We start from the raw sequence: 18,473 nt of genomic DNA on the forward strand, positions 1-18,473 counted from the left end.
GTGAACTCCCCGGCCGACCCAACGGCACCATCCGGTGTCACTAGTTCGTAAAACATGCCGTCATTCTCCTTGGTAGACACTACAACTCGTGTACGTATCGGAGTTTCTCGCGTTGCATTGCGCCACTCCTTCTCGCTCGATTCTCCTGTAGGCAATCACCGCTTCGCGGTACCCGACCCGCGTTTCCGCGGGGACCGTTTCGACGGTGTGGGAGGGGTGCTTGTTGCAGCTATCTGGGGAAGTTGGTCGCGGTAGGCGGCGGCGGTCTCCCGCGCGAGCGTCAACGCCTCGGTGAGGGTATGCACCCGTTCGTCGGCGCTACGTTGGACTTGAGCGAGCTGCTCGGAGTGGTCGATGCGCAGCCTTTCGGTTTCTGTACGTGAGTCTTCGCGTTGCCGTTCGAGGGCTTGGTTGAGGGAGGCCAGTGCTTCCCGTTGGGCTGTTAGCGTTCCCTGTGAAGCTGTCGCTTCGGCATGTGCCGCGGCGAGATCGGCACGCAGCGTGGCTGTTTCGGATGCGGCCTGCTCAACGGCTGCGCGTGCTGAGTCGACTTGGGCTTGCAGCCTTCGGCGTTCTTCTTCGGCGTCGCTTCGGACCTGCTCAAGCTCGGCGCGTAGCGTCGCAGCGCTCTGGCGCTCACGCTCGGCCGCGACGTCGGCGCCCTCTTGGGCGGCCCGGGCGGCAGCGGCCTCGAGTCCGGCGGCACGGGCGTCTTGGCGTGCCCGGTCAAGCTCGGCACTGCGTTGGGCGAGTTCGTCTCGATGTGCTGCCTGTGCCTCCGCTAGCTGCTCATGTGCCGCCGCCACAGCGGCCTCGGCCTCGGCCTGAATTCGGGCGATCTCGACACGGGCCTGTTCTCGCGCGCGCTCCGCTTCGGCGATCGTCTCCTCGGCCAGCGCATCGGCCTCGTCGCGTTCGCGTTGGGCGATCTGTGCGCGCTCATCAGCCAGTCGCGCTGCCCGCTCGGCAGCGCTGCTACGTCGCTCGGCCTCGGTTACCTTGGTGAGCGCGTCGCGGTGTGCGTCCTCGACCTCTGCACCCGCGGCCTCGACGTCGCCCGCAGCGCGGAGATGGAGCACCACATCGTCGAGGTATCCCCGCAGGGTCGCCACCTGTTCTGGCAATTCAACGAGCCGCTGTTCCAGCGTGGCGCGCGCCAGGGATACAGGGGCAGCGAGCCTGGTGTCCTCCTCTTGTGTTGCCACGGCGACTCGCTGCGCGCGCCGCGCCCGCCAGGCGTTGGCGCGGTTGTGCAGCGGTCCGCCGTCTGCGTCGGCTTGTTCGCAGTATCGCGAGGGGCGACCTGTCGCTGGGTCAGGGCGGCTGGGCCGGCTGCAGCCCGGGTAGTTGCAGCGATCCCGCGGGTCGCCGGCCGCAGGGGCGCTTTCACTCATGCATCAATTCTAGCACTTTCGTCTTCGCTAATGCGACGTAACGAAACGTAACGATAGCGACGAAACGAAAGAGACGAAATTTTGGCGGGTGAGGCCCCGGCCAGATGCAGGGTGTTGAAAGGATGCCGTGGCGACGTAGCGTCGGGATTATGACGCGACGAGGGGGAACGACGTGACCACCGCCGCCGGGGAGTTCTGGACGGTGCCGCAGCCGGACCGGCGCATCGGCGGTTCCTTCAACGCGGAGCTCGGCGAACCCGTCGAGGTCGACTTAGATGCCGTGCTGGCCGTAGACCTCGATGCCGACGATGCTCCGGCACCCAGGCCAGCGCCCCAGCGGGGCGACGTGGCTGGCGCCATGAACGTGGCCGCAGCAGGAGAGGTCGCACGGCGCCGGCCCTTCAATTTCTGGGGACAGCTCGCTACCGGGGAACCGGTCAGCGTGTTCGAGGCAACTAATCAAGGAATGTCCGGAGCGGCAGCGCACTACGTCGCCCCCATCGCGGTCATCGGTGCAAACGTCACTCCCGAGCAGCGCTACGCCAGCGTGCGATTCCGCCTCGATCATCCGTATTGGTTGAGACACCTCGCTGATAACGACTCGAGCGGGGTCGGGGACGACCACTCCACGCTGAGGGTTGAGGCATCTGCACACGGCAACTGGCTGGTGTATGAGTCCTCGACTGCAGCGACGCTGGTAGAGCTCGAAATGCGGGCGATATCTGGCTGTTTGGTGTTGGCGCAGTTGGCGCTGTTTCCGGATCGGGAACGGGAATCTGACCTGCGGACGCGTGAAACACAGGTCCGGATTGATTCCGCCGGACCTTGGCTGACCGTGCGCGGGCCCATGTTCTGTGCGCCCACACCCGCAGCGCTTGACACGGATTTCCTCTTGCTTCCCACAGAGCTCACTATCGACCGGTTCGCGAAATGGATTGCGGTCAACGACAAGTTCGATGGCTTGGCGTGGGCGGTAGCACGGCGCATGAACCTTCCGATACCGCTGCACGTACAGCTACTGACCTCGCTAGTCGAGGGAATCCACCTTCGACTGACCCCGGAGCACGAACAAACGTGGTTTCCCGATGCGTCCAAAGCCGCGCTCAAGCGCATCCGCCGGGCCGCCACGCAAGCGGCGGTAGACCAAGCGCACACACTGGGCCTCGACCCCGACGCCGTAGGCATGCGCGTATGGAACGCCCTGGGACATTGGGTCAACAAGAGCTATCTCGAACGTGCCGAAGAGGTTGTCACCGCGGCCTGCGCCGCAGTGCCCGAGCTTGGCCTGTCGATAACGAGGCTAGCGAAACACCTGCGAGATTCGCGGATCACCTTCGCCCATCAGCTACGACCAGAGGGTGATCTTCAAGAACGCCACGAGCGCTGGATGGTCTTATTCATCATTACCCCGTGGCTCCTGCGCGCACGCCTGTTACTCGAAGCGGGTATCGACCCCGCAGTGTTGCGCGAAAAGTATTTAGAGAACGAGACTTTCACACTCCACCGTGAACAAGCAGAGATTCGAGTCAGGAAACTGCGCTGGGATCAGCCGCCTGAACCACCATCTAAACGCCGCACATGGACACCGAGTGTGACACCGGAGAATCCGGCTCCCACCCGCATGGACTTGATCAAAGATCTGATCAAGAGCTTCCTCCCGCGGTAGCTCCGCATTTCCCCCGAGTGCCTGCTAGTCGATTACCGGCTACCACCGGGGCGAAATGAGCACGCCATACCGACGATGGAGCCGCCGGTCATCGTGGAATCCCTTAGCGTGCAAGCCCATACATGACGCGCGATGGTTGTAGCGAACCTGTCATCGTCGCTTTGTGGTACGCCCCCCTTCGGTAGTCAACGCCCGGTATGCCGAGGCAAGCAGGGGAGAGTGGAGTCAGTGCCAGGTCAGCATGTCGAGGAGTCGCAGATCGGTGATGCGGTCGAGGTGCGCGCCTAACGTGCCCTTGTCACCGAGCGCGGCGCGCAGCTCCGGTAGTGCCTCAGATTCTGTATTGGCGATCAGGTCGTCACGGATCGCAACCCAGTAGGCGGCCTTTTGGTACTTCAGGCGGGGGTAGCGTTCGACGGCGTGCGCGGCGTTCTGTAGGTAGACGTCGGTCACTTTGGAATCGAGGATAGGAAATGCCGCGGGCCGTTTGATGTGCAATACCTTGCTGATCTTCGACCTGCCTACCCGGCTCGGTGCATCCTGTTCGAAGTGGCGATAGAAAGCCTCGAGCTGGTCGTAGAGACCGCCTCGGATGTTCGGTTCCGCACGTCGAAGATCGGCGTCGGCTGGCGGCCACGGAGCGCTCGTTGCCCGTTCGGCAAACCAATTGAGCTGGTGGTCCGATATCCGTGAATAGACGGTGCGGGTGCGGGCCACTTCGTCACGCGTGAGGGTCGTGGGGTGGCCAGGGCCCGGGAGGTCATATCGGGTGATCGTTCGGCCCGGATATTGCCGCAGCTCATCTACGCAGTCTGAAATGGAACGCTCTCGGCCTGCGATCAAGATCACGGCCGAAGTCGACATGCGCATGACGATAGCCCGGTCCACCGACAGCCGTGGACATTGCATATTCAACCCTGGCAAGATGCTAAGTGGCTGGTATTATCGGCTCTCGAAAGCCGTTGGGGCATAACCTAATTAGTCGCCTACTGGTAAGTCTGCATATTCCTTTCCTGCATATTCCCCAAACCGAGCCTGGCACGGTGGGGTAGGGGCGGATCATTAGCTGCGCACTGAGCGCAGGCTGAACGTCGCACCGGTCGGATCGCCCGCTGCCGCGACTCGGGGCGTGAAGCGTCCGTCTCGTACTTCCGCCCGGGCACGGGCCCCGGCTAAAATCGACGCATGGGTAAGCCGTATCGGCAGTTGATTGATATCGGTGACCGGGCGGTGTGTGTCCGCGTGCGGGGCAGCGGCCCAACCGTCGTGCTTGAGGCCGGAGGTGCCGGCGCTGCCGGTGAAGGCACCACGGGCGCCTACGGCGACTTAGAAGAACGCCTGGCTTCGTTTGCGACCGTGCTGACATATGACCGCGCCGGCAGTGGGTGCTCTGACGGCCCAGCGCACCGTGACGTTGCCGCGATGGCGGATGACCTGGCCGCGATCATCCAAGCCGCGGGGTGTGTCACCCCGGTGGTGGTTGTCGGTTGGACGCTGGGGGGTTTGGTCGCAGAGATGTTCGCTGTGCGACACCCTGACAAGGTTGCGGGTTTGGTGTTGCTCAACCCCACGGAGATGCCCACCGAGTCGCGGCTCAGCCGCTATCGCTTGCTGGCTTACGGGCTGATTTACGTTCTGGTGTCAAACGTTGCGCACAAGCTCGGCGTGTTTCGCACTCATACCGGCCGCAGATTATTGCTACGCAGGGCCGCGTCAGCGGGTGCCAGCACGGATGCACTTAACTACGTTGAACACTTCTTGATGCATCCCCCGAGGGAGCGGTGGTCCTATGTGCCGGTGCTGCCGCAGCTTTTCGGCGGCTATGCACGTGAGACGGCCACGGCGGTGCGTGCGGCAGTGTCATTGCCGCCCGTTCCGGTGCGGGTGCTGGTGCCGCAGAATCGCCGCGGCAGACCGCGTGCCTTGGTTGAGCGTCTTGATGCCGCTCATCGCGAACTGGCGCAACGGTTTCCACAAGGAGAACTCATCACCGTTGACCAGGCCGATTACTATTTCCCGATCGACCGGCCCGACGTGGTCGTCGAGACCGTACGCGATGTGCTTGGGCTGGATTCAGATACCCACATGACCACGACCTAGCAACCGAGAGCGCTCGTTCTGCCGAACCCCGGCTTGGGACAACCATCGCGGGTGAAACAGAAAACGAGACGTTCGGAATCTCTGGATTCGAGACGCGCTCTGGTCCGTGCAATCGACGCTGCCAGCGCCCGTTGCCGAAGCCGATCGCGACGACACTTCTTGCAGCAAACGACATCGTCGTCACGCCGCACGAGTGCCAAAATGCCTCTTCATCAGTTGCAACAGCGGCACTTATCCAAACCAATGGTCGCTGCGTCGAAAACTTCTGCAGGCCCTAACGATACGGAGGTCAACTCAAATCTAGGCGCGGCGAAACTACCAAATACGTTGCTGCACCATCTATTTCGCGGTACGGAGTAGTTTACCGGTAAGCCGCATATTCGAACCCGTCGTATTCTCCCGCAGTCGACCGCGCCGGGTGGGGTAGGGAGTGCGGGTGTTGCTATGGTCGGCCGATTCGGTCAAAGGGGGCTGAGGACTGATCGTCACGACATCGCGCTGCTCTTTGCTGTCGGTCCTATCCGACGGCGCGCCTGGTGCTGGCGGTGGCGGCAGAGGTGCGTCAGGATGTGGAAGTGAGTGGTGTGCTCGATCCGGCCTTTCCTGGATGGCAGTGGCAACCTGATGAGATTCGAAGGTTGGCGGGCAGGTCAGCCGACCTGGTGGCTGAGGCGCTAATCGCCGCCTCTGTGGATCCGGTGATGCGGCGTCCGCCACGACATCGCATTGATGCGAGGGCTAGTGAATCGTGGTCAGCCGCCGGTGTTTCGGAAGATTCGTTGTGGGACGAGGTGCGTGATGCCATCGTTCCGTTCCCTTTCGGCAATGGTCACCCGCGCTTTTCGGCATGGGTGAATTCGCCACCGCACCCGCTGGCGGCCATGGCTGCGGGGGTCGCTGCGGCCATGAACCCCAGCGTGGCTGGGGGAAACCATGCCGCGGTGCATCTTGAGCACCAGGTCGTGCGGTGGTTTTGCGAACTCCTTGGCTGGCCCCTCGCAGCTGGGGGTCAGCTGGTATCGGGAGCCTCAGCGGCCGCATTGACGGCGTTGACCGTTGCGCGACACCGCGCCGCCGCGGGCATTGGTGTCGACGATCGCCGACTGGGCCTGACCGGGCTTGAGCGTAGGCCGCTGATCTATGCGACAGCGCAGGCGCATAGCTGCCACACCAAAGCGGTTGAGGCGCTGGGCATCGGGTCAGCCAACATCGTTCAGATCCCTACCGACGAGTCTGACCGAATGATCCCCGATCTGCTGGATCAGCGACTCACTGAAGACATCCTGGCCGGCGGCCTTCCGATCGCCGTGATCGCGACGTTGGGCACGGTCAACACCGGCGCTGTCGATCCGCTCGAACAAATCGCCGGCGTATGTGAACGCCACGACGTGTGGATGCATGTCGACGCCGCCTACGGTGGGTCAGCGGTCCTACTGACCGATGTTTGGCCGCGGGAAAAGGCTGCGCTCAGGGCGGCGGACAGCATCGCCGTCGACCCGCACAAGTGGCTCTACGTCCCTGTCGACGCTGGGCTGCTGATGTTCTCCGATATGGCGGTGGTGCGCGACACGTTCAGCTACGTGCCTGACTACCTACGTAGTGGCGGTGACCCCGACGAACCGGTCTGGTTCTCCGAATTCGGTCTGGAGCAGACCCGACCATTCCGCGCACTGAAGGTATGGATAACCCTCAAACACTTGGGACGACAACGGCTCGGGGAGTTGATCAGTCGTGACATTGCCGTCGCCGCGGCTCTCGCCCGCGCAGTCGAAGAGTCTCCCGACTTCGAGCTGCTTGCTCACGGATTGTCTGTTGTCTGCTTTCGCCACCGGCCTTCTGGGATGCCGGCCAGCGCGCTCGACGACCACAATCAAACCGCCCTAAGACACCTTCAGCAGCGCGGCCACGCATTCATCGCCGGCACCCGCGTCGGCGATCAGTTCGCACTGCGCGCCTGCGTCGTCAACCCTGCGACCACAACCGCCCATACCAACGCGCTGCTGGATGAGATCCGTGCTGCCGCAGCAAGCTGTCCCCCTGCCCCAACTTGATCTTTCCACCCCGCGCGGCTGGTCAGTATGGGCGAACGTCGCTGGCAGGGCATGATTGATACGTGCGCCTTTTCACGGTCGATTGCTTCAGCGACCGGCCCTTTGCGGGCAATCCCAATGCAGTCTGCCTGCTGGACTCAAAATGGCCGAACGATCAGTGGCTGCAACAGGTGGCCGCCGAAATAAACCTGCCTGCCACAGCCTTCGTCCGCCCAGCGCAGCCTCATCCAGAATTGCGATGGTTTAGCCCGCATACCGAACTTGCGCTGTGCGGCAGCGGCACCCTGGCCGCAGCACACATCCTGTCCGAGCTAGGGGAGGACTGTGCGACATTGGTTTTCTCCACCCGCGCCGGCGCGCTCGGCGCGCACCAAGAATCTGATCAACGCATCACATTGGATTTTCCCGCCTACGATCCCCGGCCTGTCCCGATTTCGTCGAGACTCGTTGATGCGCTTGGTGTTAGCCCCCGAATAGCGGCACGCGGCCAGCACGACTTGCTGGTTGAATTGGATTCCGCGCACGAAGTACGCCGCCTGATGCCCGATTTTGCCGCGTTGGCCACGCTTGATGCGCGCGGCCTGATCGTCACGGCGCTCGGCGGCAATGACAGCGACTTCGTCTCTCGCTTTTTCGCACCGGCCGCAGGCATCAACGAAGACCCAGTCACCGCCTCCGCGCACTGCACCCTGGGCGCCTATTGGTCGACGAAACTGAACAAGACCACGATGATCGGCCACCAAGTTTCAGCGCGCGGCGGCCGCGTCGACGTGCGGCTGCGCGGCGACCGGGTCGACCTCACCGGACGAGCCTTAACCGTCACGCGTGGAGCGCTAGTCATCTAACGCAAATAGGTTGCGGCGAAGGCGCTTTCCTGTAGATGGCACTCCCATGCTCAGAAGTCCGGTAGCGGACAAAGCGGTGTCAGTCCCCCGGCGGGGGAGGAGGTCCTGGACAACGACGCCGCCAGGCATCCGTCGACGAGCTCGTCTATGATTCATCCAATGAATCATCCTGCGGTAAGCGCCACGATCGCCAGGACAGGTCGAACATTACTGATAGACAATGCGTTCCATGTTGAAGCAGTCTTATCGGTGTGCGCAGAGCAATCAAACATGTTGGCGTTCAACATGATAACGAATATGCAGACTTTAAGGCGACATAACGTCGATTATCGGCACTGAATTAAGGTCGTCATGGGGTCCGAATTCAGGTACGATCGAAACTCATGAGAATCATATCGGTCACCGAGGTCAAGGCCAAGATCAACGAGTACGTCGACGCGGTCCGGGACACTCGTGACCAGATCACGATCACCAAAAACGGCGCTCCGGCCGCCGTGCTGATCGGCATCGACGAATGGGAATCCACCCAGGAGACCTTGCACTGGCTGTCTCAGCCCGACTTGGTGGATTCGGTGCAACAATCCGAGGCCGACATTGCCGCCGGCCGAACCTATGACGAGGACCAGATTCGAGCCAAATACCAGGTCCCTCGGCGGCCGCGCTGAGGTGGCCAAGCCCGGCCGCGGTTACGTAACTGGATTCACCGCAACAGCCAAACGCGACCTCGACAGGTTGCCGCCACGGATCCTGGCGGCCGTAATCGAATTCGCCTTCGGCGACCTGGCCTGCGAACCACGGCGCGTCGGCAAGCCGCTCGGGCGCGACCTCGCCGGTCACCACGGCGGCCGACGCGGGCCCTACCGACTCCTCTACCGCATCGATGACGAGACGCAGACGATCTGGGTCCACCGTGTTGACCATCGCGCCTACGTCTATCGGCCGCCAGCAAACCGATAATTCGTCACATGACGAAACTATGAGCGTGCGAGTGGTCAGGTGAGGTGAGCCCGGTCCCGAACAATCCTCGGATTTAGTACCAGTACGGTACCATAACCAATGGTACCGTACTGGTACCTAGCGATTTGGAGCCCGTTATGCCGGCGTTGAATGTGGATTTTTCCGATGAGGAACTGGCTGTCGTTCGATCCGCTGCCAGCAACGCGGGCGCGTCGATGCGGGCCTTCGCGAAGCAAGCAATTCTCGATAAGGCAGTTGATCGAACTGGCCGAATACATGCCCTTGGCCAGGAGATCGCGGAGCGGTCGGCCGAGTTGAATCGCCGATTGGCGTGACTGAATACCCAGCGGCCGATGAGGTGTTGATCGTGGCGGAGTACGCCTGCGGGTTCCGCCCTCTGGTGAGAGATCCGGGTCTATTTGAGTCAAGTCTGATGCGCCCAGCAGCAACAGTTTTCGGGACCGATGCGTATCCTTCTGTGTGGGATAAGGCGGCAGCGCTGCTGCACTCATTCGTGACGACGCAGTCGCTGGCAGACGGGAACAAGCGGACGGGTTGGGCTGCATGCTGGCTTTTACTTGGCCTCAACGGGCACCGGTTATCTTCCACCCTTGACGTCGACGCCGCCGAGAAGTTCGTGCTCGCTATCGCTGACGGCGAACTGAGTTGGGAGCAAATCGCAGCTCGACTATCCGACTTCGCAGAGTGACGTCAGAGATTGGTGAAGAGCAAAGGAGTACATGACGTTTCGACCCCGGCAAGACGCAACCCCGCGAAGATCGGTTCCGTAGTCTCCGACCGTGTCCAGCTGCCCTGATCCCGTTGTAAGGTGCAGATTTATGCCGCTGACTGAGCATTCGCAGTTCGCTGGCTACACCGTGGTGCGTCTGCTCGGCGCCGGCGGCATGGGGGAAGTGTATTTGGCCCGCCATCCCCGCCTGCCCCGCTACGAAGCCCTCAAGATCCTGCGGACCGACGTCTCGGCCGACCCCGACTACCAGCGGCGGTTCAACCGCGAGGCAGACCTGGCCGCCAACCTGTGGCACCCCCACATCGTCGGCGTCCACGACCGCGGTGAATTCGACGGGCAGCTTTGGATCGCAATGGATTACGTCTCGGGCACCGATCTGGCCGCGCTGCTGCGAACCCGGTATCACGCCGGCATGCCCAGCGGCGATGCGATCACCATCATCACTGCCGTGGCCGAAGCGTTGGACTACGCTCACCATCGCGGCTTGATGCACCGCGACGTCAAGCCCGCCAACATCATGATCAGCGGGCCCGACGAGGCAGGCGGACCCCGAACGTTGCTCAGCGACTTCGGGATTGCCCGCGCTCTCGACGACATCAGCGGCCTGACCGCAACCAACATGGCGGTGGGCACACCCGACTACGGGGCACCCGAGCAGCTCATGGGACAACCCACCGATGGCCGCGCCGACCAGTACGCCCTAGCTGCCACCGCCTACCACCTACTCGTCGGGCAGAAACTGTTCCCGCGCCCCAACTCTGTGGCCATCATCAGCGCCCACCTCACCACACCCCCACCCCCACCGAGCGCCAGAAGACCCGACCTGGCCCCCCTCGATGCCGCTTTCGCTCGGGCCCTGGCGAAAAACCCCGCCGACCGCTTCGCGCGCTGCGGCGATCTCGCCGCCGCGCTCGCCGAGAACCTGCACCAGTCACCCACCCGCGCCTTCCTGCACGGCGTCCTCGCACCACCCACCGGGCCCACCGCCCACCCTGTGCCGCCATCAACACCCACGCCGCTCGACGTCGCGCCGTTCGCGCCCACCCACCACGCCGAACCCGCTGCCACACCGCCACCTTCGCTGCCACCGCGACAGCTCCCCGCGCGCCGCCGGTTGGGTCGCCGCGCCGCCGTGATCGCCGCACTGGCCAGCGCTGCCGCGTTGGGCATCACGATCGTTCCCAACTTCACCCACCGCGACCATCCCCCAACCCCGAGCATCGCCCAACTCCAAGCCGGTGCCACCCAAGTCGGCCGCAGCTATCTCGAGGCACTGGGCCGCGGCGACGCCACCGCCGCCCTGGCCTTCTCCGCGCACCCACCCCCGCCCCGCCCCCTGCTCACGACCGAGGTCCTGCGCGCCCAACTCAACGCTGCCCCCATCACCAACATCAGCGTCCGTTCGGCGCCCTCTGCTCCAGGCGACAACCCCGCCGACGTGCAATACGTCATCTTGTCCGCCACCTTCGGGCCCACCCCGTCCCAGGCGCGTGTCGCCGTGCACCGCACCGGAAGCGACTGGAAGCTCGACACCACCACCGCCACCATCAACCTGGGCGCCCCAGGAACCAGCAACGCATCGCTGAAAGCCGTTGCATTGTGGGGTGTTCCAACTAACGGTGTCTCACCGGTCACGGTATTCCCTGGCGGCCTGAGCATCTCATCGACCAACCGCTACATCGACATCACCGCACCCGCCACAGCGGTGCTGCTCGATGCCCTGTCGAGCACCATCGAGGCGCCCACGATCCAGCCCACCGCCGCCCTCAACGACACCGGCCTGCAAGCCGCCAAGACCGCCGTCGACAGCTTCATCCACCACTGCCACCGCGGTGGCACCCCCCCACCGGAGTGCCTTCAGGCCGCAAATAACCCCACCATCAATGGCGCGGGCGACTTCACCAACACCACGTTCACCTTCGACCCGGCCACCATGGCGGTGGCTGTCCAGGGCAAGGCCACCTACCACGGAACCAGCGCCGCGGTCCCCCTCTACACCCTCATCGCCGACATCATCGGCACCGTAGACCTCACCCAGGACCCGCCCACCTTCACCCGCAACGTCCTTCGATAAGTCCAAGGCCCTGCGGGCACAACTCGCCGGCACCCCCGTCACCGACGTCGACGCCACGATTGGTCCAGCGTGCGCGAAATTCCGCAGGCCGGCGGTCGGCGGTATCGCTAGCCCGACGGCCATCGTCGAGCCGTCGCCCTCGATGACCGGTGTGATGTGCCAAATCAGGTTATGGCCGCTGGATGCCTTTCGGTAGGTGATGTAGGCACGGGCGTCCGGTCGCGGGGAGGTCTCAACGTAGTTCGCGCACCGGTGGCTTATTCCGGGGTGCCCGATGTTCCTGCTGCGCCGTATAGCTGGCCGCCGCTACCGCCGCTACCGCCGCTACCGGCGAGGCCCGCACTGCCGGGGCTGCCCGCCGTGCCGCCGTCGGCGGGAACGATCGGGCCGCCGGCACCCCCTTGGCCTGCGGCACCACCGTCACCGCCCGCTCCGCCGTAACCGATCAGTTGAGCGTCGCCACCATTACCGCCGACCCCGCCGCCGCCCCCGGCCCCGCCAGCTCCACCGTCGATCGTGCCGCCGTAGTTGACGATGTCGGTGCTGGTGCCGGTGCCGATGGTGGTCGCGGTGCCGGTGATAGCACCGCTGTCGCCCCCGGCGTAGCCGGTCCCGCCGTTACCGCCGGCGCCGCCGTTACCCCATAACAGGCCGCCGGCCCCGCCGACCCCGCCGGCCCCGCCTGCCCCACCCACCCCGCCGGACCCACCATCGATGGTGGCGGAGGCGGAGGAGTTCGAGATGCCAGCACTGTAGAGAGTGCTGGTCCCGGCGCCGGTGATAGCACCGCTGTCGCCCCCGGCGTAGCCGGTCCCGCCGTTACCGCCGGCGCCGCCGTCACCCCATAACAGGCCGCCGGCCCCGCCGACCCCGCCTGCCCCACCTGCCCCACCTGCCCCGCCGGACCCGCCATCGACGCTGGCGTAGTTGGCGATGCCGACGCCGGAGCCCGAGCTGGTGCTGGTGCCGGTGCTGGTGGCGGTACCGCTGATAATGCCGCCAGCGCCACCTTGGCTGCCGGCTCCGCCGGCGCCGCCGAGCCCCCCGTCGCCCGCCAACAAACCGGCGGCCCCGCCAACTCCGCCGCTCCCACCGACACCGCCCACCCCACCGGCGCCACCTACGAGGGTGCCGCCGTTGTAGATCGCGTAGCTATCGACCGAGCCAGTGCTGGCGCCCGTGATGGCGCCGCCGACGCCCCCTGCGGCGCCGGTGCCGCCGTCTCCACCAGCCCCCCCGTCACCCCATAACAAGCCCCCGGACCCGCCCGCGCCACCAGCACCACCGGCACCTCCGGTCCCGCCGGACCCGCCGTCGACGGTGCCGTAATTCAAGAGACCGTAGCTGTATTCACCGCTGGTGGTGACGGCGGTGATGGTGCCGCCGTTACCCCCGGCCGCACCATCACCGCCGGTGCCGCCACCCCCACCGTTGCCCCACAGCAGACCACCGGCCCCACCGGCGCCGCCGGCGCCGCCGGCGCCGCCCGCGCTGCCCGAGTTACCGGTGATAGTGGTGCCAGGAATCACCGTGGAGGACACAATGGTGGCGGCGCCGCCGGCCCCAGTGGCGCCGTCACCACCCTGACCGCCAGTCCCACCATCACCGAACAGGCCCGCGTGTCCGCCAGCCCCGCCGGCACCACCGGCCTCGCCGGTGCCTGCCACCGCGCTTCCACCTGCCCCACCGCCCCCGCCGTTGCCCCACAGCCAGCCGCCGGTACCACCCGCACCGCCAGCGGAACCAGCACCTCCGGCACCGCCAGCCCCGCCGGTGCCGATCAGTCCGGCCGCACCCCCGGTACCACCAGCTACTCCGGTGGTGGCGGAGGTGTAGCCGGTGCCGCCATTGCCATAAAGCCATCCCCCGGCCCCACCATTAGGGTCGGTCGCGGTCCCGTTAGCACCGTTACCGATCAACGCCCGCCCCGTGAAATCCAGGAACGGGGCGTTGACCGCGTTGATAGCCTGCTGCTCAGCGGATTGGAATTGTTGCGAGATGGCCTGCAGGGGGGACACACTGGCGGCCTCAGTGCTCGCATACGTGGCAGCACCGGCACTCAACGCCGCCACGAACTGCTCGTGAAACCCCGCCGCCTGCGCGTTGAGCGCCTGATAAGTGCGCCCATAGTCGGAGAACATTGCCGCGATCGCGGTCGACACTTCATCCTGGGCGGCGGCGAGCACCGAGGTCGTGCCCGCGGCCGCAGACACCCGCGCCGTGTTCAACGCCGAACCGATACCGGCTACCTGTGCGGCCGCCGATCCCAACTCACCCGGAACTACCACCATCAACGACACCACGACCACCTTGAGTTCGACGACACCTAGACCGACCCAAATCAGACCCCGAGAACCCAAAAACTACACAGTCGTCAAATAACCACGCGGCGAAAACTGACGCATAGAAACCCAAAGTTCACAGACCATCGGCTTGAGAAAGACTTCAGTACCTCTGGCGATCGGCCTCCGGTCCCGCAGGAAAGTATCCGAAGAGTGCACCCGCATCACTTGTAGGCTCGCCTAATGTTGCTGCAGCGAGGCGTACTCTTCGCCGGCTACACCATCGAGCGGCTCCTCGGCGCCGGCGAGAACGCACAGGTATACCTGGCCCGTCACCCCCGGTTGCCGCGTTACGAAACGCTCAAGATCCTGCACCCCGAGCTCTCCGCGGATGCGCCGTACCGCAACGAATTCAACCGCGCAGCAGACCTGGCCGCCGCCCTGTGGCATCCCCACATCGTCGCCGTGCACGACCACGGCGAACACCAGGGCCGGCTGTGGATCGCAATGGACTACGTCGACGGCGCCGACGCCGCCGCGCTGCTGCGAGACCACTACCCCGCTGGCATGCCCGCACATGAAGCCATCGCGATCGTCACCGCCGCGGCCGACGCACTGGATTACGCCCACCACCGCGGACTGCTGCACCGCCACGTCACACCCACCAATATCCTGATCAGCCGACCCGACGCGGGCAGCACAACCCGAATCGTGCTGCGCGACTTCGGGATTACCCATAGCTCCGCTGAGACCAGCGCGCCGACCACGACCACCCTAACTTTGAGTGGCGTCAATTACTGTGCACCCGAACAACTTCTCGGCCAGCCAGTAACCGGGCGCGCCGACCAGTACGCGCTCGCCGCCACCGCCTACCAACTACTGACCGGCTCCACCCTGTTCCCTGGCGACAATCCCGTCGCGGTCCTTGGCGCCCACCTCTCCGCCCCGCCCCCGCAACCGTCTCACCGGCGCCCCGACCTGGCATCCGCCGATCTCGTCTTTGCCCGGGCACTCGCCAAACACCCCGACGAGCGGTTCGTCCGCTGCAGCGACTTCGCGGCCGCACTGGCCGCCCAGCTCGGTACCCCGCATGGCGCTGCCGCCCGACTAGGCGCCCACGCCCCAGCAATGCCCTTTGAGCCCACCGGCTCCGCCCCCACACCCGAGAGGGAACACACCGCTGTCGGGCCCACCGCCCCGGCGATACCGATACCAACCCTGCCAGCATCTTTGCCTGCCGCGCGCGAGCGCAACCGCACCCGCGTGGCGCTCGCCGCGATATGTGTGCTCGCCGTCGTGGCCGCGCTCGCCGGGATCGGCACCTGGTACGCCCACAAGACCGCCACCCAACGCGCCGCGGCGGACCGCGAGGGCGCCCGCGTTACCGGCCAGCACTACCTGGAGGCCCTGGCCGCCGGCGACTCCCGCACCGCCCTGTCAATGGGTGCGCAACAACCCTCTACCCCGCAGCTGCTCAGCGATAAGGCGCTGCGAGCCCAACTCGCCGGCACGCCCATCACCGACATCGACGCCACGATCGACCCAAATCAGGATGGCGGCGCACGCGACACTCAGCGCTTGGTTCTGACTGCGAAATTTGGTGCCACCCCATCGAAAACCACGATCCGGGCGCATAAAGACAACGGCCAATGGAAACTGGAAACCACCAGCGTCGCCGTCAACATCGACCAGCCACCAAACTCCGATGCCGCCATGAAAACCCTTGCCGTTTCCGGCATCTCAACCGACGGAGCGGCCCTGCTCTCGGTCTTTCCCGGACCGCTGCACGTCACCTCCACCAACCCCTACCTCGACATCACCGCACCGCCGGCGACCCCGCTCCTGGAAGCGCTCACCGACACCAACCGACCCAGCATCCACCCCGCCATCACCCTCAACGACGCAGGACGTCAAGCGATTTGGACACAGATCGACACCACCGCCCTGCACTGCAACAACGGGGGCGCCCGGCCCCCGGAGTGCGGCCCGCCGAAACCATTGCCGCCCGGGATGTCAGCTGGCGAGGCACCCGATCCGGGCACCATGAAGTATCTCAACATCGAAAAACCGCCCGACCTCACCTACGACCTCGACGCCAACACCATGACCGTGCACGTCACCGGGAGGGTCTTCTACGCCGCTCAAGCACGATACGGCGGAAAACTAGCGCCCGTCCACATGACGGCCACCGCAGACCTGCTCTACGACATCACCCAACAGCCGCCAAAAGGTGTGCACAACTAACAATCGACACCACGGCGAATCAGCGCAGTGCTGCGCCATGAGATCGTGACCAGATTCGGCTCAACGAGCGCCGTTCGACCCGTTGCCACTCGCCGACTGATCCGCGCGGCCAGACCTGCGGCCCGCTCACGGTGGCAATCCCCTGCCGGTCGGGGCTGTCCGCCGCAGCATTCCTCGGCCCTGACGGCGCCGCCACGGCGGCGCTATCATCAGGGCGGCTCCACTGCCGTGGCCTAAGGCTTGGATAGCCCATGCCAGCGTCGTGCTGCGCTTAACGAAGGGATGCCCGGCCCGGCAGGAGGGGCAGACCGGCGGGGCGGCACCCTGGATGAAGGGATCGCCGTGCATGGCGATGACCTAGAGTGCCCCGCGACGGTTGACGGACGCGATCAGGGTTTGGCTGGCGGTCTCTCTGCCGGTTCGACCGGGCTTCATCATGGATTGCCGGCCCCGGTCGCGGTCCGCTGATCCGGCTAGACGCTCCTGCCGACACACCTGCGACCGCGCGACGGCCCTGTCGGTACCGCGCGGGTGGCGGTACGATCAATCGGTCCTAGACGCGCACTGTCTGATCAGCCCGGGTGCCGCGGTCGGGACGAGTTAGAGATGAATGCAGCGTTCGACGCGAAAGATTCTCGGCATGACGGCTAAGAACGTCACGCCCACCCGGACGCGTGATAGGCCCCGGGACGGCGCAGCCGACGCTGTTTGCGCCGGCGGCGTTGCCCCCCGTGGTGTGCCGCCCGCACCGGCTTTTGTGGAAACTGCCGGACCCAGGCATATTCGGGCGAACCTGACTGTGCGCCAACATCATCGGGGTGGTCGCGCGGATTTCCTCTCCTCCCGTGCAAATTGGACTACACGAGAAAGGCGACGCGCATGGTCGTGATCGGCGTGGACACCCATAAGGCCACCCACACGTGCGTCGCCGTCGACGCGGTCGGCCGCAAACTCGCCGAGGTGACTGTTCGGGCCACCACTGAAGGCCATCTCAAAGCGCTGCGGTGGGCCCGCGATGTGGGCGGCCCGGACGCGGTCTGGGGCATAGAAGACTGCCGCAACCTGTCTTTGCGGCTCGAACACGACCTGCTCGACGCCAACCAAACCGTGGTCCGGGTACCACCGAAATTGATGGCCCGGACCCGGGCCTCGGCGCGCACCCCGGGAAAGTCCGATCCGATCGACGCGCTGGCGGTGGCGCGCGCTGTCCTGCGCGAACCCGATCTCCCGATGGCGCACCACGACGAGGTGTCGCGCGAGATCAAATTGCTGGTGGATCGCCGCGAGGACCTGGTGGCCTACCGCACCGCGGTGACTAATCGATTCTTGTGGCGAGTGCACGAACTCGACCCGTCGCGGGCACCGAAGCTGGGCACCCTCGACACGGCCAAACATCAAGCTACGCTGCGGGACTGGCTTGACTCCCAAACCGGACTTGTCGCCGAGCTAGCCAGCGATGAGCTGGCCGACATTACCGCTTTGACCGAACAGATCAACCGCTTGCACAAACGTATCGGCGCGCTAGTTAAGACAGCAGCCCCGTCACTACTGGCCATCTACGGCTGCGCGGACCTGACCGCGGCCAAAATCATCGGCGAGACCGCTGGTGTGTCCCGGTTCCGCAGCGAAGCCGCCTACGCCCGCCACGCCGGTGTCGCACCCATCCCACACTGGTCGGGATCCACGGAGAACCGGTCACGAGCGACCCACTCGGGCAATCGCCAACTCAACAAGGCTCTGTACCGCATCGCCCTCACCCAGATCCGCCGAGACGGACCTGCCGGGCAGTACTACCGCAAACGCCGCGAAGGCGGCGACTCGCACGCCGGGGCCCTGCGCCGCATCGAACGCCGAATTGTGCGAACCGTTTTCGGACGGCTACGTGCCGAAGAGCGCAGGCGTTCCGTCCCTCAGACACCGCCGCAAACGTGTTGCCCGCGGACGCCCGTAGACGACACCTCAGCAACCGGTAGCAGTGCCGCGCACGCCTAACGCCCGAACCCATCTACCCCTGTCAGCGCACACCAGCGGGTCCGCCACCGCAGCAGGAGTCTGGCAACCCGCAACCCAGCGCAGAGACGCACAGTCCTCGGCACCACATTCCGGCTC

14 protein-coding genes are annotated in these 18,473 nt (G+C 65.1%); 11 read left to right on the plus strand and 3 right to left on the minus strand.

Annotated elements, in window-relative coordinates:
• Positions 1–155 precede the first annotated feature (155 nt).
• Complete coding sequence (locus OK015_RS28830) at positions 156–1,394, minus strand: hypothetical protein (RefSeq protein ID WP_268133256.1); 1,239 nt, start codon at positions 1,392–1,394, stop codon at positions 156–158.
• A 172-nt stretch (positions 1,395–1,566) separates the two neighbouring features.
• On the opposite strand from OK015_RS28830, the gene OK015_RS28835 reads away from it, so the two are divergent.
• Positions 1,567–3,060 carry a hypothetical protein gene (locus OK015_RS28835; RefSeq protein WP_268133258.1) on the plus strand — a complete coding sequence of 498 codons (1,494 nt, stop codon included), beginning with the start codon at positions 1,567–1,569 and terminating at the stop codon, positions 3,058–3,060.
• Positions 3,061–3,285: 225 nt separating this feature from the next.
• On the opposite strand, the gene OK015_RS28840 is transcribed toward OK015_RS28835, so the two are convergent.
• Positions 3,286–3,924 (minus strand): DUF6308 family protein, encoded by a 639-nt coding sequence (locus tag OK015_RS28840; RefSeq protein WP_268133260.1) that lies wholly within the window; start codon positions 3,922–3,924, stop codon positions 3,286–3,288.
• A 321-nt stretch (positions 3,925–4,245) separates the two neighbouring features.
• Between OK015_RS28840 and OK015_RS28845 the strand changes: the two genes are divergently transcribed.
• From OK015_RS28845 to OK015_RS29405, 8 genes are all read left to right on the plus strand, one after another.
• Entirely contained in the window at positions 4,246–5,160 is a 915-nt protein-coding gene (locus OK015_RS28845; protein ID WP_268133261.1) for an alpha/beta fold hydrolase, read from the plus strand.
• A gap of 701 nt (positions 5,161–5,861) precedes the next feature.
• On the plus strand, positions 5,862–7,211 hold the full coding sequence (locus OK015_RS28850) for a pyridoxal phosphate-dependent decarboxylase family protein (protein ID WP_268133387.1): 1,350 nt from the start codon (positions 5,862–5,864) through the stop codon (positions 7,209–7,211).
• 62 nt (positions 7,212–7,273) lie between these two features.
• Positions 7,274–8,056 (plus strand): PhzF family phenazine biosynthesis protein, encoded by a 783-nt coding sequence (locus OK015_RS28855; RefSeq protein WP_268133263.1) that lies wholly within the window; start codon positions 7,274–7,276, stop codon positions 8,054–8,056.
• 383 nt (positions 8,057–8,439) lie between these two features.
• Positions 8,440–8,721, plus strand: a complete 282-nt coding sequence (locus tag OK015_RS28860) for a type II toxin-antitoxin system Phd/YefM family antitoxin (protein WP_268133265.1) — start codon at positions 8,440–8,442, stop codon at positions 8,719–8,721.
• 1 nt (position 8,722) lies between these two features.
• Complete coding sequence (locus OK015_RS28865; RefSeq protein WP_268133267.1) at positions 8,723–9,013, plus strand: type II toxin-antitoxin system RelE family toxin; 291 nt, start codon at positions 8,723–8,725, stop codon at positions 9,011–9,013.
• Positions 9,014–9,150: 137 nt separating this feature from the next.
• The gene (locus OK015_RS28870) at positions 9,151–9,348 is read left to right on the plus strand and encodes a hypothetical protein (RefSeq protein ID WP_268133269.1); all 198 of its coding nucleotides are present in this window, start codon (positions 9,151–9,153) and stop codon (positions 9,346–9,348) included.
• Between the two features lie 98 nt (positions 9,349–9,446).
• Positions 9,447–9,722, plus strand: coding sequence for a type II toxin-antitoxin system death-on-curing family toxin (locus OK015_RS28875; protein WP_268133389.1), 276 nt, complete (start codon positions 9,447–9,449; stop codon positions 9,720–9,722).
• 130 nt (positions 9,723–9,852) lie between these two features.
• A complete protein-coding gene (locus OK015_RS29405) occupies positions 9,853–11,838 on the plus strand; it encodes a serine/threonine-protein kinase (RefSeq protein WP_442791337.1) in 1,986 nt (661 codons plus the stop codon).
• 257 nt (positions 11,839–12,095) lie between these two features.
• On the opposite strand, the gene OK015_RS29150 is transcribed toward OK015_RS29405, so the two are convergent.
• A complete protein-coding gene (locus OK015_RS29150; protein WP_442791338.1) occupies positions 12,096–14,138 on the minus strand; it encodes a PE family protein in 2,043 nt (680 codons plus the stop codon).
• A gap of 225 nt (positions 14,139–14,363) precedes the next feature.
• On the opposite strand from OK015_RS29150, the gene OK015_RS28890 reads away from it, so the two are divergent.
• Together OK015_RS28890 and OK015_RS28895 are read left to right on the plus strand one after the other, a co-directional pair.
• Entirely contained in the window at positions 14,364–16,364 is a 2,001-nt protein-coding gene (locus OK015_RS28890; RefSeq protein WP_268133271.1) for a serine/threonine-protein kinase, read from the plus strand.
• An 879-nt stretch (positions 16,365–17,243) separates the two neighbouring features.
• Positions 17,244–18,356 (plus strand): IS110 family transposase, encoded by a 1,113-nt coding sequence (locus OK015_RS28895; protein ID WP_268133273.1) that lies wholly within the window; start codon positions 17,244–17,246, stop codon positions 18,354–18,356.
• Positions 18,357–18,473 lie beyond the last annotated feature (117 nt).

This window comes from Mycobacterium sp. Aquia_216 (assembly GCF_026723865.1).
Lineage (GTDB): Bacteria > Actinomycetota > Actinomycetes > Mycobacteriales > Mycobacteriaceae > Mycobacterium.